The sequence below is a fragment of the Citrobacter sp. CK198 genome, assembly GCF_030333295.1.
GTDB classification, from domain to species: domain Bacteria; phylum Pseudomonadota; class Gammaproteobacteria; order Enterobacterales; family Enterobacteriaceae; genus Citrobacter_B; species Citrobacter_B koseri.
In genome coordinates, this window is the sequence record NZ_JAOWGE010000037.1 from 21,497 (window position 1) to 43,693 (window position 22,197).

Annotated in this window: 16 protein-coding genes and 1 CRISPR repeat array; of the genes, 4 read left to right on the forward strand and 12 right to left on the reverse strand. The window is 53.1% G+C overall.

Going from position 1 to position 22,197, the window contains the following annotated elements; all coding sequences use genetic code 11:
* Window positions 1-205 precede the first annotated feature (205 nt).
* The 9 genes from cas6f to OGY62_RS22900 all read right to left on the reverse strand — a co-directional run bounded on the left by cas6f (window position 206) and on the right by OGY62_RS22900 (window position 12,961).
* Window positions 206-760, reverse strand: coding sequence for a type I-F CRISPR-associated endoribonuclease Cas6/Csy4 (gene cas6f / locus OGY62_RS22860; protein WP_199971421.1), 555 nt, complete (start codon window positions 758-760; stop codon window positions 206-208).
* A gap of 9 nt (window positions 761-769) precedes the next feature.
* On the reverse strand, window positions 770-1,771 hold the full coding sequence (csy3, locus tag OGY62_RS22865; RefSeq protein WP_275155974.1) for a type I-F CRISPR-associated protein Csy3: 1,002 nt from the start codon (window positions 1,769-1,771) through the stop codon (window positions 770-772).
* Window positions 1,772-1,781: 10 nt separating this feature from the next.
* Window positions 1,782-2,717 (reverse strand): type I-F CRISPR-associated protein Csy2, encoded by a 936-nt coding sequence (gene csy2 / locus OGY62_RS22870; protein ID WP_286460623.1) that lies wholly within the window; start codon window positions 2,715-2,717, stop codon window positions 1,782-1,784.
* Window positions 2,705-4,027 carry a type I-F CRISPR-associated protein Csy1 gene (csy1, locus tag OGY62_RS22875; RefSeq protein WP_286460627.1) on the reverse strand — a complete coding sequence of 441 codons (1,323 nt, stop codon included), beginning with the start codon at window positions 4,025-4,027 and terminating at the stop codon, window positions 2,705-2,707. The genes csy2 and csy1 overlap by 13 nt, the downstream gene beginning before the upstream one ends.
* Window positions 4,028-4,370: 343 nt before the next feature.
* Window positions 4,371-7,598, reverse strand: a complete 3,228-nt coding sequence (gene cas3f, locus OGY62_RS22880) for a type I-F CRISPR-associated helicase Cas3f (RefSeq protein WP_286460630.1) — start codon at window positions 7,596-7,598, stop codon at window positions 4,371-4,373.
* Window positions 7,595-8,572 carry a type I-F CRISPR-associated endonuclease Cas1f gene (cas1f, locus tag OGY62_RS22885; RefSeq protein WP_286460632.1) on the reverse strand — a complete coding sequence of 326 codons (978 nt, stop codon included), beginning with the start codon at window positions 8,570-8,572 and terminating at the stop codon, window positions 7,595-7,597. The genes cas3f and cas1f overlap by 4 nt, the downstream gene beginning before the upstream one ends.
* 113 nt (window positions 8,573-8,685) lie before the next feature.
* A CRISPR array of direct repeats spans window positions 8,686-9,918; the repeat unit is 28 nt; unit sequence TTTCTAAGCTGCCTGTACGGCAGTGAAC.
* A 242-nt stretch (window positions 9,919-10,160) separates the two neighbouring features.
* Entirely contained in the window at window positions 10,161-12,437 is a 2,277-nt protein-coding gene (gene clpA, locus OGY62_RS22890) for an ATP-dependent Clp protease ATP-binding subunit ClpA (protein ID WP_012133049.1), read from the reverse strand.
* A gap of 30 nt (window positions 12,438-12,467) precedes the next feature.
* Window positions 12,468-12,788 carry an ATP-dependent Clp protease adapter ClpS gene (gene clpS, locus OGY62_RS22895; RefSeq protein ID WP_012133050.1) on the reverse strand — a complete coding sequence of 107 codons (321 nt, stop codon included), beginning with the start codon at window positions 12,786-12,788 and terminating at the stop codon, window positions 12,468-12,470.
* Window positions 12,789-12,886: 98 nt separating this feature from the next.
* Window positions 12,887-12,961 (reverse strand): hypothetical protein, encoded by a 75-nt coding sequence (locus OGY62_RS22900; RefSeq protein WP_213164981.1) that lies wholly within the window; start codon window positions 12,959-12,961, stop codon window positions 12,887-12,889.
* 150 nt (window positions 12,962-13,111) lie between these two features.
* Between OGY62_RS22900 and cspD the strand changes: the two genes are divergently transcribed.
* Window positions 13,112-13,333 carry a cold shock-like protein CspD gene (cspD, locus tag OGY62_RS22905; protein ID WP_000447499.1) on the forward strand — a complete coding sequence of 74 codons (222 nt, stop codon included), beginning with the start codon at window positions 13,112-13,114 and terminating at the stop codon, window positions 13,331-13,333.
* 136 nt (window positions 13,334-13,469) lie between these two features.
* Here cspD and macB read toward each other — a convergent pair whose 3' ends face one another.
* From macB to OGY62_RS22920, 3 genes are all read right to left on the reverse strand, one after another.
* A complete protein-coding gene (gene macB, locus OGY62_RS22910; protein ID WP_047457825.1) occupies window positions 13,470-15,416 on the reverse strand; it encodes a macrolide ABC transporter ATP-binding protein/permease MacB in 1,947 nt (648 codons plus the stop codon).
* Window positions 15,413-16,510, reverse strand: coding sequence for a macrolide transporter subunit MacA (macA, locus tag OGY62_RS22915; RefSeq protein WP_502873559.1), 1,098 nt, complete (start codon window positions 16,508-16,510; stop codon window positions 15,413-15,415). Before macA ends, macB begins: the two co-directional genes overlap by 4 nt.
* A 166-nt stretch (window positions 16,511-16,676) precedes the next feature.
* Window positions 16,677-18,335 carry an ATP-dependent endonuclease gene (locus OGY62_RS22920; protein WP_286460639.1) on the reverse strand — a complete coding sequence of 553 codons (1,659 nt, stop codon included), beginning with the start codon at window positions 18,333-18,335 and terminating at the stop codon, window positions 16,677-16,679.
* A 289-nt stretch (window positions 18,336-18,624) separates the two neighbouring features.
* On the opposite strand from OGY62_RS22920, the gene aqpZ reads away from it, so the two are divergent.
* The 3 genes from aqpZ (at window position 18,625) to hcp (ending at window position 22,193) form a co-directional block, all read left to right on the forward strand.
* Entirely contained in the window at window positions 18,625-19,320 is a 696-nt protein-coding gene (gene aqpZ, locus OGY62_RS22925; RefSeq protein WP_024130486.1) for an aquaporin Z, read from the forward strand.
* 175 nt (window positions 19,321-19,495) lie between these two features.
* Window positions 19,496-20,395: a LysO family transporter gene (locus OGY62_RS22930; RefSeq protein ID WP_130028214.1), complete on the forward strand. Its 900-nt coding sequence runs from the start codon at window positions 19,496-19,498 to the stop codon at window positions 20,393-20,395.
* 145 nt (window positions 20,396-20,540) lie between these two features.
* Window positions 20,541-22,193 (forward strand): hydroxylamine reductase, encoded by a 1,653-nt coding sequence (gene hcp, locus OGY62_RS22935; protein ID WP_024130487.1) that lies wholly within the window; start codon window positions 20,541-20,543, stop codon window positions 22,191-22,193.
* Window positions 22,194-22,197: the final 4 nt, after the last annotated feature.

Below are 22,197 nucleotides of genomic sequence, written 5' to 3' on the forward strand. Positions count from 1 at the left end.
GCCGGATGGCGGCGCTCGCGCCTTATCCGGCCTACGTTGCCTGATAAACGAAGTGACTCCTCACCGCCATATTCAGAAAAGAGCTCGTACGAAAGTACGGGCTTTTTTTTCACCTGTTGCACATCGCCGGATAGCGGCGCACACGCCTTATCCGGCCTACGAGTGGAGCTCTGTAGGCCTGATAAGCGAAGCGCCATCAGGCTTCTCAGAACCAGGGAATAGTCGCCGTAGAACTTAATCCATAGCTTGTGAATGTCCCGCTAACAGGTTCAGAACGCAGTTCGCCGTGACGAATAAACACCCGAAATTGTTGCTGATTCGACAAGCTCTTAACGTTCAGGTAAGGCAAATCGCTATGCTGTTCGGTTGACTCCACCAGGCGCTGCTGCGCCTGCTCTTCCGTTAACCATCCCTTCCTGACGGAACGCCGCAATAACCGTTGCGGACTGCTTTTCACCTGCACCCGACTCACCGTGCGCCAGCCTTTTACAGCCGGAACAGGCGTTATCGCCATACACTGGCAATAATCATTCAGCCCCTTACGCCATGAACCGGCCTCAAGTTCCTGTAACGCCAATAACGAACCATGAAGACGCAAGCACGATCCTGGCGTCACGCCAAACTGAGGGAAGCTAACGCCAATATCCCCCTTTCCCCTTGCGCCTAACGCACGATGCAGTTTGGCAAATAACGCCGCCATCAGCATTTCAGTATTAAATTCGGGGTCTGGCAGGACACGGAGATCAAGATAGTGATCCATCATCGCTCCTTATTCGCTTTTCTCACCAAATACGCCGCCGCGAACCAGTACCGCCATCACATAATGCTGCTGAGCGGCATCCGGTTTCATACCCTTAGTGACCCAGTTATCCAGTAAGGTATAAAAATCCATTTTATCCTTCGGCTGGCGACACGCTACGCCACGACTGGTTACTGAGCCATAGGGTTCTACCGCAATCGCGCCCAATTCTTCTACTTTTGGGTGCCACGTATCGACGGTACGCAAAGCGTTGCCGATTTTCTGCGAGTGAATGCCCGCAACACCACTGACCTGGTATAACACCCTGCTTTTACTGCTGTTACTGTCCAGCACCAGTTCCTGCGAAGGAAAAACCTCCTGCCCGGCGCCCAGACGCACCTGCGCTTCGACAGTCAGCATGACCCATTCCTGACCGCTTAATCCTTTTTCGATTATCGCCGCCAGTTGGCTCAGCAAAGCATCTTCCTGCTTAAACTCACGCAGGGAATAGTTGTGACTGTTAAAAATCCATTCCTGCCCACTGGCCGCGACATTCACCTGGATCTGCTCAGCGCCAATGCGGTTGCGCCACAGGAAACGTCCGTTTGCCAGATTCGTGGCGTACCTGCGCGCCAGTTCACCAAATCCATACTCATTGATATAGCCATCAATAACCTGCTGAAGCGCATCCTGGTATGCCATATCATTACATACCGATGGCGTAGATAAATTACCCAACACGCGCAGCGTAAACACCACTTTCAAGGTGTCGGCATCTGCCGGTAAGGCCGCAATATCCACACGTTGCAGGTTTGCTTTTTGAATTTCCGCATCCAGCTTCGCCGGATCGCTGGAAATCGCATTTTTCAGCCGATTGGAAATCGTTCCTCGAACCGCCTTTTCCTGAATTTCAATCGGTTGCCAATGATCGCTTTGCCAGTTACCCGCATACATCATCGCATCGGACGTAGCGAGTTTGCGCTCAAATGCCAGTACAGAAGCGGTTTTTACAGATACAGGAGCCTTTGCCATAGTCATGTCCTTATTCTAAATCGTCGTCTTCGTTAAACGTAAAGTCGTCTGCGACAGGCATTGCAGAGCAATAGTAGCCCGTGTCGGTTGTGCGGTAGCGCCAGAGAAGCGGCTGAATATCCGTAACACGATGCAACCCACGCCATTCTCCTACGCCATACACCGCCTCGGTAAACGCAAACGGCGTCGAATTATCGCGCGCACTGGCAACCTCTCCGGGGGAATAAAGCGGAGAAATACGCTGATAGCCGCACATCAGCGGCACCAGATAACCAGGCATCGGCTTAGGCTGATATTCCCATTGAGCGTTGTCCCCCTCTTCCGGTGGTATAGCGCGGTACTGGATTGCGGCAAAATCTAACCAGGTATCCAGTAATGTGCTTTCCGGCTGTTGTTGTCGACGCTGGTGATAATGCGTTGTCAGCCATTCGCTGCGGTCGCAAAGAGCAAAACCCGGCATCAGCCGCCAGAGGATCTGACGGAGCTGTTTTTCATCATCCGGCGCAGGAAATACCTGCGGATCGCGCAGACTGACAATACTTCCGCCCGCCAGCTTTTGGCTCTGACACAGCATTTTCAACTGCGAACAAAACGCCTCTTTACCGTATTCGCCATTCACGATTTCACCCTGGCACTCAATCACCAGGGAGACGGTAAGGTGCATTCTCCCTTCTTCATTGAACGAGGCCGTTTTCCCTTCTTTAGTCAAAGGGTTACGCGTAAGCGCAAACTGATAGTCACGCCCTGAGGAATATGCCTGAACATGAGAATGATGGCTGATCACCGCGCAGCCATCAAAATGCACGCCATGCGTGGCGCGCACTTTACGGGAAAGCGCATGCACGTACCCCAGGAAATGGCTTATCGCGGGAAAACCCCAGGTTAACCCGGCAACGGCATTCGCATTCTCAATACGGATATGGGGCAATAAAATCAGATAACGCATTTCAGCGCCTCCCGCAAAATCGCTTCCATTTCCCGCATCCGCTGGCGAAACAGCGATTGCGTCCGCCATTCCCGGCGCTCAATAAGCCCCACATCCAGACGCGCCTTATTCAGCCGATAGTTCAGCCAGCGTGCGAAATCATCCGCAACGCTTATTTGCCAGTCGTCTTTGTCACGTTCAAGACGGAAAGTCTCATCCGTCTGGCCGCGCCAGGGATCGAGCCAAAGCTGCTGATGGAGGGGGAGATCGGTATTATTTCGCGTCCAGCCTTGCCAGGACGCCTGCTGGAAATTGGCGGCATGCATGAAAAGAAGGTCGATAAGCTCATCAACATACGCTGCTCGCGCATTGCGAATAGCGTGATTATTCTTCTCAGTATTTTCTTTCAGCAGAAACACCATACGGGAAACAATACCTGACGCGGCCCGATTAAACGCGCCGCGCAACGCAAAGAGATTGAGCATATTTTGCGGCGCTTTATCCAGATTCAGCCATTGAGGCGGCTGCGACGACAGCAGCCAGATACGCCCACCGCGCGCGCTGTTCAACGCAGAAATATTCTGTGGCTTGGTACCGCCAAAATGCATTTCAGCCATGTCTGGATAACGAACATCGGGCTGCGGATGCCATTTACCCGCTTTGCGCGCATCGCGTACCGCTTTCGCCTCTTCTCCAAAGCGAGATGCGACGAGTTTTTCATGCAACACCTGCGCCAGCGAGGTAGCAAACAACGGACACAACAGATGGTAATCATTGACTACGGGGAAATAGACCTGTTTAGCGAGTTTATGCGATGTCGGCTGAGTGGGCGTTAACGCACGATTAAACCCTTCCACCCACTGCGTCAGTTGAGCGTCATTCTCAGCAAAGGCGTGAAGCGGTTGATGTTCACCCCGTTTCAGACAAGCCAGCAGCGAGTCACCCTCGACGTCGGTTTGCAACAATTTCGCGACGTCAAGCGCGGCGGCGTTTCCAACGGCATCCGTCGGGAGGCTCTTAAGCGACGCAGTGCTTAAATACCCCTCTTCACCCACGGTATCGCGATATATGCTGCTGCTTTTTGAATCCCCGTGGGTAAATTTAGCCGCATGCGTCACCAGGCTAATTTGCCCTGCTCGCCTTGCCGCATCCGTCAACCAATTTTGCGGTTGATAGCGTGCCTCAAGCGCCTGACGTTCCAGGGCGATGGTACTGGCATCTTCTCCCTGCGCCAGTCGCTTTGCAGCCTCTTTTTCAAAGGCTTCCAGCTTTGGCTGCCTTCGCGAGGCAATGTAATCGGTAATAAAATGGGTCAGTGCCGTTCTATCCATCTCGGCTCCTTATTTTGTTATTTGACTGATAGTGCAAAGTTCGCTGTAACTTGTGAATGCGTATGAACAAATACTTCAGCTAAAAATGGTTTCAACACGACAATGCAAATCGTGAAAATCATTATACCGTTGCTAAACTTATCAAACATAATGCCACCTAGAGACTTCTAAGGTTTTAATTGGAAACTTATAGATATCGTAATGGCATTATAACAATACGTTAATATTGAAAGCTAATGCATTGTGACCTAAGCTCCTCGCAACTGCCGAAGGCAGCTTAGAAATAGAGACTTCTTTGGTCGTAATTTCATTATCACTGCTGTACAAGCAGCTCGCGCCCTCGTCAGAGGGCGCGAAATACACCCAACCACGGGTGGTAACGCCAGTCGCTCGTCACATCCTCTTCATTTACAGGTACGCTGATCTCACCGAAAATTTCACCTACGCGGTTAATCTCAGTCTGTTGGGCATCGGCCAACGCCAGCAACACCTGGCGGTAGTCCGTACATCCCCAACGGTCTGTTCCCTCTGCATACTCAACGTCCTGCAGAACAAATTTATCGGAAGCCTTGATGTTGCCGTTTTCAGTATGAAATGCGAAATAAGGCTCGCTCTCTTCCTCTTCCATATGCAGAAAAAATCTGGCTTCCGGCTGCGACTGACGAAACGGTGTCTTACGCTGTAGCCAGGCATTCCAGGTGAGCGGTTTACGCCACCAGTTTGCGGCAATAATCTGCCGGCTCTTACTGCTGAGTAATTCTTCCCTGAGCCGCATGTGCTCCAGTTCCGCCAGTTTATTTTCACCATTTGCAGGCAAAATACGTGGCAATGCAGTGATCGTCTGATAATCCTGCGGTGGTAATAGTTCACGCAGATCGTGACTGGCTAATGGATGATCCTTATTTTCAAATCCCGGCTTACAAAACGCGGGAGAGCGCTTTCTCAGCGCTTTAATATTACTGCTGAGAATCACCAGGTTTTCGTTCTCTGGAACGACGCGTCGATGGCGCTGTATACGTCCGGCGAACTGAATAATGGCTCGCATAGAGCTGGGTTCGATGATGCCCCAACTGCTGTCCCAGTCCCTGCCAACCTCCATGACGGAAGTCCCTAACACGACAAAAAGGTGATGCTTCTCCGGGCGGAGATTGAGAGCTTTTGCAATATCGGGATGTTGCCAGAGCGTATCGGGGTGATGGCGAGTAAATGCGCTATCCAGACATTTTTCGATGGCTGAACGCACCGCCAGCGGGTGCCGGGCATGGTAGACACAATAATGGATACAGACATCCTGCGGCGAAGGGATCGCCATTAACGCTTTTGCGACAGCGACCAGCGGATCGATATTCGCGAACCTGACTAAACCCAATGACACGGTCTTACCACCGGGATGCGTCTCTTTATGCGCGTGATGTAAAACCTGCATTTCCGTATGCACGGCGCGGGCCACGCAGGTAATGACATCGCTCACCTCTGGCGACGCCGGAGATACGGGCGAAATACGCCCAAAGTGCAGACGAGGTTTTGCCGCCAGCATTGCCGCCCGCTGCTCAACAAATGTTTTATGCGCAATGCTAAAGCTGCGTCCATCCGCGATGTGCTCCACCTTCGCGCCTTTTTCATCGAACCATGCGCAGCAAATATTCATCGGTTTCTCTGACGCGCCGCAGGACGCCTGCCATATTTTGCGCCCGGCAAACCAGGCGGCAAACATGGCCTGGATAAGATCCGGCGGCAGCGTTGCCGACGAGAGCAGCACGCGGGTTCCCAGCATCCCGGCCCAGTTCATCAGGCGGCAAACGGCATGCAGATCGGCAATATCAAAATCATCAGGTTCATCCAGCACCAGATCGCTGGTCAGCAAGCGCAACATCGCCGGTAGCTGCTTCCCGCCACGCACGCCTTCCGTCGCCGAAATCAAATGATCGAGGGTTGTCACTAAAACAGGCGCACTGACTAACGCCGACAATTTCCTGTCGCCGCTCAACCATTTTTCCAGCGCCCCCGTTTGCACACTGCCTTCATAATGAACATATTGCTGTTCTTCAGACAATGCCTTCGCCGAGGCGCTATCCCTGTCTGGTTCCGGTTCTTTTTCCTTCTGCCACAACTGCTTCACCGCACCCGAGCCAATCAGTACCGCCAGGTCGTCGTCGTCCAGCTTCAGTCGATTACGCAACGCATCGCCGGTTTGCAGCGTCAGCGTGCGTAACCCCATTGCCACGGTGAAGCGACAGCCTTCCTGCTCATCTGCCAGCGCATACATTATTCGTGCATTGGCAAACGTCTTCCCGCAGCCCGTCGAAGCCATATTGACGCCGAAAAACCCCTCTTCCCGACTCCTCTCACGCAGCGCGGCAGCTACATCCCAGGCTTTATTTTGCCAGTGATAAAGCGGATTACCCGAACGCTCACGAAAACCTTTATGCCTTGCAATCGCCGGAAGCGACGAACGCACACGCGCCAGTTGTCTCCCCAGAAGCAATGCGTGATGCGCGACACCGGTCAGATGCTCATCAACCCGTTGTTTTAGCGTGCCATTTTTCCGATCGCTGTTTGCCCATACACAATAATCAGAATCTTGCCACGTTGGGTGAGGATGGCTGGAAGAGTAGAAGTGATCGGCCAGCATCAGACAAAAACGCGCCATATGCAGCGTGAACAGTTGATCCATCTGTCCCCACTGTTTTAATGCCGCGGCATTCTTAGCGCGCCGGGAGATCTGACGTGCTTTCTCCCGCCAGACGCGACTTTGTACAGGCGTACCTGATGGAAAAACCCAGACATTACGAAAATCGACGTCTCGCCACCCTTCTTTTATATGATTCACGGCGTTCCAGTCTGCATTAAGCTGATTTTCAAGCCAGCTCTGACATCCCTCCAGAACGTTGTCGCCACGCAGGTTTTCAGGAAGACGGTGATGAGACAAAATCAGCCAGGCGACGACGCTGGCGAGCGGTGGAAGCGTACGAAAAGGGCTGTCAGAATAGCAGGGGTTATCCTTGCGCAATCGAGCCAGAAGTTCAGCGTCGTCATCCGCAGACAACTCACCGAGTTTTGCCAGCCACTGTTCATCATGTTGCTCACCGATAAACGCCTGAAACAGGCGTACCGAAACCCATTCATGGCGATAAGGTTGATAACTTTTAGCTGTTTTTTTCGTCAGGCTTTCCTGAAAACAGAACCCTGCCTTACTAAAATCATGAAACAAGCCCGCAATCGCTGCTAACAGCGCAATGCTTTCCGCACATCGCCACCGATGTTCATCGGTGTTCGTGATAAGCGTTTGTGTGGTTCGGTTGGTAGGAACACGCCCTTGCGCATTAAAACGACGTATATTGCCGACAATCCATAGCAATTCCATTTGCCCGTTTTTCTTCAACCAGTGGCAGGCAACCGCAGTATTACGCCTTGCGGTTTTCCGTAATAAACGGCGCAGCGTGTTAACGCCTTCTAAGGTGATGATGGTTTGCCAGGCCGCGTCTCCCGTTCGCTCAGCAAACTGATCGAGTATACGGCAACTCTCCTCGCGAGCGCGTTTGGTGCAGCGAGAGATAATCAGCACATTCATTCGCTATCCTCAGCCAGCTGTCGCGCCGTGTCCTGAAGCGTGGTGATCATTAAATCTAAAGCATCAGATTGCTGAAATCTATTAATACAGCGCTGGCGGAACGCCTGTGCATCCTCCCCCTCCATTGCCGCGATAAACGCTTGCGGCATGACAAGCGCGTCTTTGATAAGATCGGCCAAATCAAAGACCAGGCCGCCGCGACGCGTTTTACCGTGCATAACCGCCAGGCCGTGTGGGAGCCCTGTAACCCATGCCGCAACAGCCGCTAATCCGTATGCCAGATAATTACCCTGATCCAGAAACCGATTCGCCATATCCAGACCACCGCCCCGTTTTGCTCGGGTAAAATCACCATATCCAACGGTCTGGCTCACCAGTTTATACAGCGATTTTGTTAATTGCGCCTCTTTGAGCATTAAATGAGTATGATCCTCTGCTTGCGCCATAGACGCATCCGCGCGCGTGATAATATCATTTAATCGTTCCCAGTCTGGCTGAAATATTTTCTGTGATGATGGAGCTAACCAATATTTTTCTATTTGCTGCAATCTTATTTGCTGAAACATCTTTGCCGCGATCAATCTTTTTTCTTCTTTAAACCAGAAAGAGACCCAATGCTGTAAATATTCAGTCGGCCGATATTCACTTTGCGGTGACAGCCATGACACATCAATATCAACTTCATTTGCGGAATAAAGCGGCGTACCATCAGTGCCACAGAAGCCAACCATCACGCCAGCCCTTGCGAACTCCCGCATTGCCGCCTGTGACACTGACGTGCCCATACCCAGCATCACCGCCGTAGTATTCGCGACAGGAATATTCCAGTAATATGATTCATTACCTGCACTCGTAATGTATTCAACTCGCCCACCATTTACCTGCACACGGCATTTTTCAAGATAATATATATTGGCGCGTTTAGAGTGCAGAATGGTTTTTAAATCCGAAGGCATAATTGAATTTGCAGACATATCTATTTAAACCCCGTCATTTTATGTGTTATCGATAGTACTGATGAGGGTCTGGCAGATGAAATGATAAAAATCAACAAAAGAGCTTTCAAAATAAATAATTACATTTGTGGTGTGGTAGCTGCCTGTACGGCAGTGAACGGACTGATTTTCATGACTCAGTGCCTCTTTGCTTTCTAAGCTGCCTGTACGGCAGTGAACACAGATTCAGCCGTAAACACTGCGGCGGTTGTATTTCTAATACTGCCTGTACGGCAGTGAACCACAGCAGGCCGAGAAACAGCAGGTTCACCTCTTTCTAAGCTGCCTGTACGGCAGTGAACCGTAAGCGCATCCACCGTCTGGCGGGCGATATTTTCTAAGCTGCCTGTACGGCAGTGAACGAGTCCAGTAGCCGTATTGGTCGCGTTCTACTTTTCTAAGCTGCCTGTACGGCAGTGAACTGCTTTGCTCAAGATTTCACGAATGCGGTGCATTTCTAAGCTGCCTGTACGGCAGTGAACGCTATATGCGCAGTATCGCGCCGCCTTTACGCTTTTCTAAGCTGCCTGTACGGCAGTGAACTTTGACAGGCTTTGTTGTTACTGTGATGTTCTTTTCTAAGCTGCCTGTACGGCAGTGAACCCGACCAGCACCACCATTGCAGGCCTTGCACTTTTCTAAGCTGCCTGTACGGCAGTGAACGGCGATATTTCGGCGCGCCGCGTGATGTGGGATTTCTAAGCTGCCTGTACGGCAGTGAACATAAAAAAGCCAGCGATAAGCTGGCAATGTGATTTCTAAGCTGCCTGTACGGCAGTGAACCATCTCACCACGGATGAACTCTCGGGCCTGCTTTTCTAAGCTGCCTGTACGGCAGTGAACGTCAAAGTTGGAAGCCAGCCAGGGGACAGACATTTCTAAGCTGCCTGTACGGCAGTGAACAGCAATTCGTGTCGCTGCCACGGGAAGGGCAATTTCTAAGCTGCCTGTACGGCAGTGAACCGTCTGCTGACTGATAATCTCCAGGGTTTGTCTTTCTAAGCTGCCTGTACGGCAGTGAACAAAGATCCCCCTAAATCCCCCAAGGGGGAATGTTTTCTAAGCTGCCTGTACGGCAGTGAACGCAAAGCCGTTTTACTTCGGTGAAAACGATACATTTCTAAGCTGCCTGTACGGCAGTGAACTCGCGCCGGATAGACTGGCTGTTCACCTTCGTTTTCTAAGCTGCCTGTACGGCAGTGAACAAGATTGACGACTATTACGCGACCATTCTCTTTTTCTAAGCTGCCTGTACGGCAGTGAACATCGGTACCCCCATGTGCCTTAGCTTTGATATTTTCTAAGCTGCCTGTACGGCAGTGAACTGAAGCTGTTCGTCGCTATCATGGTGTTAATAAAGAAAAATATCAACGAAATGATTAAATACCCTTTTATCGCCACCTAATATAAACACATAAAAATCATAGCGTTAAAAAAACACTCAAAAAAAAGGTTTTCAGGTATCCGGGGTATGGCGGCAAAAAAAATCCGTAACCTCAAAAGAGATTACGGATTTTAGCGAGTTTATCTGAACGCGACTGGCGTTCAGATTTTACCGGTTACGAGATTAATGCGCGGCTTCCGGTTTGTGCTTTTGCGCACTCTGGAAGCCATACGTCAGCTCATTTTTCTCTTTATCCAGAGCAACGGTCACCTGGCCGCCGCCAACCAGCGAACCGAACAGCAGCTCGTTTGCCAACGGTTTTTTCAGGTTGTCCTGGACGACGCGCGTCATTGGACGTGCGCCCATCGCGCGGTCATAGCCTTTCTCAGCCAGCCAGTCACGCGCTTCCTGACTCACTTCCAGGGAAACGCCTTTCTGATCCAGTTGAACCTGCAACTCGACAATAAACTTATCGACAACCTGATGGATCACTTCAGTAGACAGGTGATCGAACCAGATAATGTTGTCGAGACGGTTACGGAACTCCGGCGTAAACACTTTCTTGATTTCACCCATCGCGTCCGTACTGTTGTCCTGATGGATGAGGCCAATCGATTTACGCTCAGTTTCACGCACACCGGCGTTGGTGGTCATCACCAGCACCACGTTGCGGAAATCCGCTTTACGCCCGTTGTTGTCCGTCAGCGTGCCGTTGTCCATCACCTGCAACAGCAGGTTAAAGACATCTGGATGCGCCTTCTCAATTTCATCCAGCAGCAGAACTGCATGCGGATGTTTGATAACCGCATCGGTCAGCAGACCGCCCTGGTCGAAACCGACATATCCCGGAGGCGCGCCGATCAGGCGGCTTACGGTGTGGCGTTCCATATACTCGGACATATCAAACCGCAGCAGCTCAATACCCAGTGCTTTGGAGAGCTGTACCGTTACCTCGGTTTTCCCTACCCCGGTAGGCCCCGCGAACAGGAACGAACCGACAGGTTTATGTTCATGACCGAGACCCGCACGGCTCATTTTGATCGCTTCGGTCAGCGCTTCAATTGCCTTATCCTGCCCGAAGACCAGCATTTTCAGGCGGTCGCCGAGGTTTTTCAGCGTATCGCGATCGCTCTGCGAGACGCTTTTCTCAGGAATACGCGCGATACGCGCCACGACGGACTCAATATCCGCCACGTTGACAGTTTTCTTGCGCTTGCTGACCGGCATCAGACGAGCACGCGCACCGGCTTCATCGATGACGTCAATCGCCTTATCCGGCAGATGACGGTCGTTGATGTATTTCACCGCCAGCTCTACCGCCGCACGCACCGCTTTCGCCGTGTAGCGAACATCGTGGTGCGCTTCGTACTTCGGTTTCAGGCCGTTGATGATCTGCACAGTCTCATCCACGGACGGCTCAGTGATATCAATTTTCTGGAAGCGACGCGCTAACGCGCGGTCTTTCTCGAAAATGTTGCTGAATTCCTGATACGTCGTGGAACCAATCACGCGGATCTTACCGCTGGAGAGCAGCGGTTTAATCAGGTTTGCGGCATCCACCTGGCCGCCCGACGCAGCACCCGCACCGATAATGGTGTGGATCTCATCAATAAACAGGATGCTGTTGGTGTCCTGTTCCAGCTGTTTGAGCAGCGCTTTAAAACGTTTTTCGAAATCGCCGCGATACTTGGTGCCCGCCAGCAGCGAGCCGATATCCAGCGAGTAGAGGGTGCAATCCGCCATCACTTCCGGCACATCGCCCTGGACAATACGCCAGGCCAGACCTTCGGCAATCGCCGTCTTACCGACGCCGGACTCACCCACCAGCAGCGGGTTATTTTTCCGGCGGCGACACAGCACCTGAATGGCACGCTCCAGCTCTTTTTCACGACCAATCAGCGGATCGATTCCGCCCACGCGAGCAAGCTGGTTAAGGTTAGTCGTGAAGTTCTCCATACGTTCCTCCCCGCCAACTTGTTCTTCGCTATTTGGCTGATTGCCGGGGTCAGAAGACTGACTCGGCTCGTCCTTTCGCGTCCCATGAGAAATAAAGTTCACCACGTCGAGGCGGCTGACTTCATGCTTACGCAGCAGATAAGCCGCCTGGGATTCCTGTTCGCTGAAGATAGCCACCAGCACATTCGCGCCAGTTACCTCACTGCGCCCGGAGGACTGAACGTGAAAGACCGCACGTTGCAGCACGCGCTGAAAACTCAACGTCGGCTGTGTGTCGCGCTCTTCTTCGCTGGCAGGCAGTACGGGTGTGGTTTGTTCAATGAAGGCTTCAAGTTCCTGACGGAGCGCCACCAAATCCACGGAGCACGCTTCCAGCGCTTCGCGGGCCGATGGGTTACTGAGCAACGCCAGTAACAAGTGCTCGACGGTCATAAACTCATGTCGGTGCTCGCGCGCTCTGGCGAAAGCCATGTTTAAACTGAGTTCCAGTTCTTGATTGAGCATAGGCACCTCCCCCAATTTTTACGCCTGCATTCAGGCTTTTTCCAGCGTACACAGCAACGGATGCTCGTTCTCCCTCGCATACTTGTTCACCATCGCCACTTTGGTCTCCGCAACCTCGGCGGTAAATACGCCGCAGATAGCTTTACCTTGATAGTGAACCGCAAGCATCAGTTGCGTTGCACGTTCTACATCATAAGAAAAGAATTTTTGTAACACGTCAATAACAAACTCCATTGGAGTGTAATCATCATTGACTAATATCACTTTATACATAGATGGCGGTTTTAGCGCGTCGCGCACCTTATCTTCCGCCAGCTGGTCAAAATCCAGCCAATCGTTCGTCTTACCCATTGTCAGTCGTCATCTTCGGTTACGGTTACCGGCAGAACGTACTGCCGCTGACAAGAGCCTATGCACACAATCAATCTACCCCAATTAATAGATAACTATCATCTATCTCTGTCATCCGCGACATCTGTCACATTACCGGCAATAGCGTTAACTGCTTCAAATTTTTGATTCATTTTTACCCCATCCACCCCGCCTGGCGCTTGACGCCCCGCCTGATTTCTCTAAATTGTAGTTTCGAGAGTTGGCGAGGTTTTGAACAGCCCCCACTCCGCCACCGGTTCATTCCATCTTACTTATATAAGATTTACGAAGGATGTCGAAGCATGGAAACGGGTACTGTAAAGTGGTTCAACAATGCCAAAGGGTTTGGTTTCATCTGCCCTGAAGGCGGCGGCGAAGATATTTTCGCCCATTACTCCACCATTCAAATGGATGGTTACAGAACGCTTAAAGCCGGGCAGTCTGTCCGGTTTGATGTCCACCAGGGGCCAAAAGGCAATCATGCCAGTGTCATCGTGCCCATCGAAGCAGAAGCCGTTGCATAGCTCTTCTGTCTCATTGTGTACATCCCGCAGTCAAAATGCCAGTCCGATCGGCTGGCATTTTTATTTCTGCGCCATTGCTTTTTGCCGGATGGCGACGCTGACGCGCCTTACCCGGCGGACAAACATCCGGCAAGATTCACTCCCGCGCCAGCGCATCTACCGGATCGAGTCGTGCCGCATTACGTGCGGGCAACCAGCCAAACAGTATCCCGGTAAACGTCGAGCACAAGAACGCCGTCAGGAGCGCGACGGGCGAAAAGCCGATTTCCCAGCCGGGTAAAAACATCTGTAGCGTAAAGGCGATCAGCATCGACAGCCCGATCCCCAACGCGCCGCCGACCAGACACACCAGCACCGCTTCAATTAAGAACTGTTGCAGCACATCGCTGGCGCGCGCGCCTACCGCCATACGGATGCCAATCTCCCGGGTTCGTTCAGTGACGGAAACCAGCATAATGTTCATTACGCCGATCCCCCCAACCACCAGTGAGATCACCGCAACCAGCGTCAGGAACAGTTGAAGAGTACGTGTGGTCTTTTCGGCGGTTTTCAAGACGCCGTCCATATTCCAGGTAAAGAAATCCTTCTTCCCGTGGCGCAGCGTCAGCAGGCGGGTAAGCTGCTGCTCAGCCTGCGCGCTGTCAAATCCCTCTTTCACCCGGACGGTGATGGAGTTCAGCCATGACTGCCCCATCACCCGCCCGGACATCGTGCTGTACGGCAGCCAGACGCGGAGGATCTTACTGCTGCCGAACATAGACTGTTTCTCTTCAGCCACGCCGATCACCGTTGCAGGCATATTGCCGACCAGGATCACTTCGCCCACCACTTTCGCTTTATTGGGGAAAAGTTGACGCCGCGTGTTGCTGTCGAGCACCACTACCTGTGCCCGGCCATTCAACTGCTCTCTGTTGAACGTGTTCCCCTCGCTAAAGGTCATGCCGTAGACGTTAAAATAGTCGCCGCTGACGCCATTGGCGCTGGCGGCCACGTCGATGTTGCCATAGCGAAGCCGCAGATTTTGCGATACGGCAGGCGTCGCGGACGTTACCCACGGCTGCTTCTGAATCGCGTTCAAATCGTCATATTTCAGCGCCTGCTGATATTGCGGATCGTCGTCGCCGAAGTCTTTACCGGGATAAATATCGATAGTATTGGTGCCAATAGCGCGAATATCCGCCAGCACCATCTGTTTTGCCGCATCGCCGACCACCACGATCGACACCACCGACGCAATCCCGATAATAATCCCCAGCATGGTGAGCAAGGTGCGCATTTTATTGGCGGCCATCGCCAGCCACGCCATCGTGAGCGCCTCACGAAATCCGCTGACAAACTGGCTCCAGCCGGAGGCCGTTTTGACGACAGGCTCCGCAATGCCTTGCCCCGCTTGCGTTTTCTGCGACGGCGGATTACGCACGATCTCGCCATCGTGGATTTCAATCACCCGTTCGGCCTGAGCGGCAACCTGCGGGTCGTGGGTCACGATAATGACCGTATGCCCCCGATCGCGCAGTTGATGCAGAATCGCCATCACTTCATCGCCGGAATGGCTGTCGAGCGCCCCGGTCGGCTCATCGGCGAGGATCACCTGCCCGCCGTTCATCAGCGCGCGCGCAATACTCACCCGCTGCTGTTGCCCGCCGGAGAGCTGCGAAGGCTGATAATCCACCCGATCGCCCAGCCCCAGCCGTTGCAGCAACTCTTCGGCCCGCTCCAGCCGTCGTTTGCGCTCCGTACCGGCATAAACGGCGGGCACCTCAACGTTTTGCGCCGCCGTCAGATGTGAGAGCAAATGATAACGCTGGAAGATAAAACCAAAATGTTCGCGGCGGAGTTGCGCCAGCGCGTCGCTGTCGAGCGTGGAGACATCCCGCCCCGCAATCCGATAGGTGCCGCTGGTAGGTTTATCCAGACAGCCGAGGATATTCATCAGGGTCGATTTACCGGAGCCGGACGCGCCGACAATCGCCACCATCTCTCCGGCATGAATTTGCAGGGAGATGCCCTTCAGCACCTCAACCTGTTCTTCACCTGACGGATAACTACGACGAATATTGCTCAGTTCAAGCAATGCCGTCATTGCGCGGCTCCAGTTTTGCTCTCGCTGATCACCACCTCATCGCCCTCTTCCAGTCCCTTGACGATCTCCACGTCGGTATCGTTACGCGCGCCAATCGACACCTCGCGTTCACGGGTTTCGCCGTTACGCAACAGCGTGACTTTGTAGCGGTTGTTGCCGACCGGGTCGCCAAGCGCCGCCAGCGGAATCGTCAGCACGTTTTTAATGTCCGTGAGCTGAATATGCACCTGTGCGGTCATGTCCAGGCGCAAAATCCCTTTCGGGTTAGGAACTTCAAAACGCGCGTAATAGAAAATAGCGTCGTTCACTTTTTCAGGCGTGGGCAGGACATCTTTCAGCGCGCCTTCATAGCGGGTCTGAGGGTCGCCCAGCACGGTAAACCAGGCTTTTTGTCCGGGACGCAGGTGAATAACGTCCGCTTCGGAAACCTGCGCCTTCACCAGCATGGTGCTCATATCCGCCAGCGTCAGGATATTTGGCGCCTGTTGAGCGGCAATCACCGTCTGTCCCTGCAAGGTGGTGATTTGCGTCACCTCGCCTGCCATCGGGGCGACAATGCGGGTGTAATCCAGGTTGGTTTTTGCCGTATCAAGAGAAGCCTGATTACGTTTAATCTGCGCGTCAATCGTGCCGATCTGCGCCTGTTTGACGGCCATTTCCGTCGCGGCCGTATCCAGTTCCTGTCGCGAAATCGCCTGGGTTTTCGCCAGCTGTTGCTGGCGTGACAGGGTGACGCGCGCCAGTTTCCACTCGGCTTCAGCCTGTCGGCGCTGAGCGCGTAATTCCATCAGCGTGGCTTCCACCTCTTTGATCTGGTTTTCCGCCTGTTCAGGATCGATAACGCCAAGCAGCTGATCTTTTTTCACCTTGTCGCCAATTGCGACCGACAGCGTTTTAAGCTGGCCGCTAACCTGCGCCCCGACATCCACTTTGCGCAGCGCATCCAGTTTCCCCGTCGCCAGCACGCTCTGCTGGAGGTCGCCCGGACGGACAATCAGCGTTTGATAGTGGGGTAACGGCGCATTTAACGTTCGCCAGAGCGTAAACATCGCCACGATGATAATGAGGGCGATGAGAAGATAGCGCTTTTTCATTTTTCCCTTGAGCTTCATAACGATCCAACATTCCCCGAGATATCCACCAGAGTGGGAAGATAAACCTTAACGGTAAATAAACAAACACTGAAAAACGCGCCGAATATCGCCGTCGCTATCCATTGCTGGACTGCATTCCGCCACAGATGTCGCGGTTGTTTCGCCGTTAATCCGCTCTCCCGCGCGCCAGCCAGAGTACGCGGGAGAACATTTTTTTGAACAGCGTCGGCACCGCGTCAACGCCGCGTCGCCCTGCCTCCATCGCCACTTCAATGGCTAAATCAGGCTTTGACGAGCGGTGGATCGCCTTCGAGATAATTTTCCGCATATTCATCGGGACGTTTTCCGGTATTTGCGCCACCCGATGAAAGACATCAGCAAATCCTGACCGATACATAAAATGTTCCATATCCAGAGCAGGCAATGCCGTCAGGTGCTCACGCTCTTCTTCCCGGTCGTTATTCAGCAAACCGCGCACCGTTGCGGCATATTTTTTCCCGGCTTCGTCACCATCCACCAGCACATGCCACTCAATCCCCATCCGGCGGGCGAATTTTACCAGCGGTCTCAGGCCAGACTGGGCGAATTCGATCACTTTAATCCCTTCGGCATCGAAGTGGTGCCCACACTGGCGCGCCAGTTCGTTAATAACCCAGGTTTCCGTTTCGCCTTCCACCAGCAGCCAGCAGCGGGAAAACAGCGACGAGGCCCGGTTAAAACGAATATGAAAGGCGATGCGGCGACCATCTTCCGCGCTCAGCCCGCCAGGCCCCAGTCGCCAGGCTGCGACCCGTGAAGATTCACGCACCAGACGGACAACGTGCTCCACAGGCGTCAGCGACAGCAGTTCGCCGGAATTGGTCGTTGCCACACGTTGCAGCGGTAAAAGATTCAACAACTGCCATGCCACCGACAGCATAATCGGATGCAGACGCGTTTCCGGGTCTTCAACCAATAATAATGGTCGGGCATCTTTATCCAGCCGCAGCGTCCCTTTCGCCTGTAACAGCGTGGAGAACAGCCCCAGCAGGATCACGCGATGCATGCGGCCGCCGGGTTTGTCGATCATCCGGTTAATAATGTCCAGATAGCGCCAGCTACGCTGCTCGTTGTTCGAACGGCGACGCATCAACCGATGACGGGATTGCCCCGCGCCTTGCTCGGAAAAGTAGTGCTCCAGCAGCTGTACCATTGCCGAAAGCCCCTGGCGGATCTGCCCGTCCGTTAAATTCTGCGGACGGGTCGCCAGCTCTCGCGCCAGAAAGTCCAGCTGGCAGGCGGTAACTTCAACATCGGGAACATCGGGCACCGTACCGTTACGGATGCGTCGCATAAAGCGCGCATCGCGCAGGCGCAGTACCGGCATCAAACGAATGAGATGGTGTGCCTGGCGATTAATATCATCGATCGGTAGCGGGTGGCCGTCGCCATCAAGGAAGCTGCGCAGCGTCATCACGCTGCCATCTGCCGCGCTCTCCCCCTCCAGGCGGTAGAAAATACGGTGAAAACCATCCTGACAGGGAGACCAGCATGCCTCCAGCGGGCGGTATCGACGCACCCGATGGCGGCCTGGCTGAGATTCACGGAAAGTGAGGATAATATGCAGATGATGTTCACGTCCCTGAATATCTCCGGGGGGAAACCAGAAATCCTCGCGGATGAAATGATACAGTTCCGATTCTGGCGACAGCAGCAGAGTTAAGGCATCCAGCAGGCTGGATTTCCCCCACGCGTTCTCCCCAATCAGCACGTTGTTTTGCTCCAGCATCAACGATAATCGATTGATCCCGCGAAAACCCACAATCTCAACGCGTTCGAGAATCATGTATCCTCCAGAAATGAACAACTTATCCTTTCCGCAGTATAACGACAAAATCCGTTGCATGGCGTGATAATTGCAGCATTAAGTCCGTGCACTACACTCTTATTAAGACAAATCAGAACAAGGATTCACACCACATTGCCCTAAATCAAACTAACTGAATTTTTTTAACTGGTGATTGGGTGACGTTCGTTCTTAAAATATAGTTTCCTGCATTATGTCGTCACCCTTTTATGACGATAAAAAAACAGCCGCATATTTAATGTGGTTAATTTTATTATTTGAGGTGGTTATGTTTAGAAAATTAGCAGCCGAATGTTTCGGTACATTCTGGCTCGTTTTCGGTGGCTGCGGAAGCGCCGTTCTGGCTGCGGCATTCCCTGAACTGGGAATTGGTTTTGCGGGTGTCGCGCTGGCTTTTGGTCTGACCGTACTGACAATGGCATTCGCCGTAGGTCATATTTCCGGCGGACATTTTAACCCGGCAGTGACATTAGGTTTATGGGCTGGCGGTCGTTTTCCGGCAAAAGAGGTCATTGGCTATATTATCGCTCAGGTTGTCGGCGGTATTATTGCTGCGGCGGTGCTGTATCTGATTGCCAGCGGTAAAGCAGGCTTTGATGCCGCTGCCAGCGGTTTTGCCTCTAACGGTTACGGCGAACATTCCCCTGGCGGTTATTCCATGCTTTCCGCCATCGTCATTGAAATCGTGCTGACCGCCGGTTTCCTGCTGGTCATTCATGGCGCGACGGACAAACATGCCCCGGCGGGTTTTGCCCCAATCGCCATTGGTCTGGCGTTAACCCTGATTCACCTGATCAGTATTCCGGTCACCAACACCTCTGTGAACCCGGCGCGCAGCACCGCGGTTGCGATCTTCCAGGGCGGTTGGGCATTACAACAACTGTGGCTGTTCTGGGTGATGCCGATTATCGGCGGTATTCTGGGTGGCGTGCTGTACCGCACACTGCTTGAAAAACGCGATTAATTGAGTGAAGCCCGTGGTGTTGGGTGGCGACTACGCCTTACCCGACCTGCGGTACAGTACAATAAGCAGGCCGGGTAAGCGTTAGCGCCACCCGGCTTTTTTTTGCTCCTTTACCTGACCGCCTTTATTGGGTAGTGTCATTGCGCTGTCTCGCATATAAAGGACCCGGTTGTTCATGTTTTCAGGACTTTTAATCATTTTGGTTCCACTGATTGTGGGCTACCTCATTCCACTTCAGCATCAGGCCGCATTAAAACTGATCAACCGGCTGTTAAGCTGGATTGTCTACGTCATTCTCTTTTTTATGGGGATCAGCCTGGCGTTCCTGGATAATCTCGCCAGTAATTTGCTCGCTATTTTTCATTATTCCGCTGTCAGTATTACCGTTATTTTGCTGTGCAACATCGCGGCATTATTCTGGCTGGAACGTTCGCTACCGTGGCGACACAACCACCAGCAGGAGAAATTACCTTCACGTATCGCGATGGCGCTTGAGTCACTTAAATTATGCGGCGTCGTGGTGCTGGGTTTTCTGCTTGGCCTCAGCGGGCTGGCATTTCTCAAACACGCTACGGAAGCCAGCGAATATACGCTGATCTTCTTATTATTCCTGATCGGCATCCAGTTGCGAAACAATGGCATGACCTTAAAACAGATTGTGCTGAATCGCCGGGGGATGATGGTCGCCGTGGTGGTGGTCGCCAGCTCTATGCTCGGCGGAGTCATCAATGCGCTCATTCTCGGCCTGCCGATCAAAACCGCGCTGGCAATGGCATCGGGTTTCGGCTGGTATTCCCTGTCTGGCATTTTATTGACCGAATCGTTCGGCCCGGTAATTGGCAGCGCCGCTTTCTTTAACGATCTGGCGCGCGAGCTGATAGCGATTATGCTGATCCCCGGTCTGGTTCGTCGCAGTCGCTCCACCGCGTTAGGGTTATGCGGCGCCACGTCGATGGACTTCACGTTGCCGGTGCTTCAGCGTACAGGCGGTCTGGAGATGGTGCCTGCCGCCATCGTTCACGGTTTTATCCTCAGCCTGCTGGTGCCGATCCTGATGGCCTTTTTCTCAGCCTGATACCTCCCTGGCGGTAGAACCCTGCCGCCAAAATTGCGCTAAATCAATCTCCCTGTAAATTATGTAAGAAATCACTTTTATCCCTTTGCGCGCAGGCATAACCTTAAACATGTATATTAAATATAACTTTAAAAAAGGTGTGACCATGTTTTGTGTGCAATGTGAACAAACCATCCGTACTCCGGCGGGGAACGGCTGCTCCTACGCGCAGGGTATGTGCGGTAAAACAGCGGAAACGTCCGATCTCCAGGATCTGCTGATTGCGTCCCTGCAAGGTCTGTCTGCATGGGCTGCTAAAGCCCGTGAATATGGCATCATCGATCATGACGTTGACAACTTTGCCCCGCGTGCATTTTTCTCCACTCTGACCAACGTTAACTTCGACTCTCCGCGCATCGTCGGCTATGCCCGTGAAGCGATCGCCCTGCGCGAATCGCTGAAAGCGCAGTGCCAGAACATCGATGCAAGCGCCACGGTAAACAACCCGATGGCCGACCTGCAACTGGTCAGCGACGATCTGGGCGATTTGCAACGTCAGGCCGCCGAGTTCACCCCGAACAAAGACAAAGCCGCTATTGGCGAGAACATCCTCGGCCTGCGTCTGCTTTGCCTGTATGGCCTGAAAGGTGCGGCAGCGTACATGGAGCACGCCCACGTTCTGGGTCAGTATGACAATGACATCTACGCGCAGTACCACAAAATCATGGCGTGGCTGGGCACCTGGCCTTCCGATATGAACGCTCTGCTGGAATGTTCTATGGAAATCGGCCAGATGAACTTCAAAGTGATGAGCATCCTGGATGCCGGTGAAACCACCAAATACGGCCACCCGACCCCGACTCAGGTTAACGTGAAAGCGGTTGAAGGTAAGTGCATCCTGATCTCCGGTCACGACCTGAAAGATCTGTACAACCTGCTGGAGCAGACCGAAGGGACTGGCGTGAACGTCTATACCCACGGTGAAATGCTGCCCGCGCACGGTTACCCGGAACTGCGTAAATTCAAACACCTGGTCGGTAACTACGGCAGCGGCTGGCAGAACCAGCAGGTTGAATTCGCCCGCTTCCCTGGCCCTATCGTGATGACCTCTAACTGCATCATCGACCCGACCGTTGGCGCGTATGACGACCGTATCTGGACGCGCAGCATCGTCGGTTGGCCGGGCGTAAACCACCTGGAAGGCGAAGATTTCTCTCCGGTTATCGCTCAGGCGCAGCAGATGGCAGGTTTCCCATACAGCGAAATCCCGCATCTGATCACCGTTGGTTTCGGTCGCCAGACGCTGCTGGGCGCAGCAGACAGCCTGATCGACCTGGTCAGCCGCGAAAAACTGCGTCACATCTTCCTGGTGGGCGGCTGTGACGGCGCGCGTGGCGAACGTAACTACTTCACCGATTTCGCGACCAGCGTACCGGATGACTGCCTGATTCTGACGCTGGCCTGTGGTAAATACCGCTTCAACAAACTGGAATTCGGCGACATCGAAGGTCTGCCGCGTCTGGTTGACGCCGGTCAGTGTAACGACGCTTACTCCGCCATTATTCTGGCTGTCACGCTGGCAGAAAAACTGGGCTGTGGCGTGAACGACCTGCCGCTGTCTCTGGTGCTCTCCTGGTTCGAACAGAAAGCGATCGTCATCCTGCTGACGCTGTTGTCTCTGGGCGTGAAAAACATCGTGACCGGGCCGACTGCGCCAGGTTTCTTCACCCCGGATCTGCTGGCTGTCCTCAACGAGAAATTTGGCCTGCGTCAGGTCACCACCGTTGAAGAAGATATGCAGCAACTGTTGAGCGCGTAAGGAG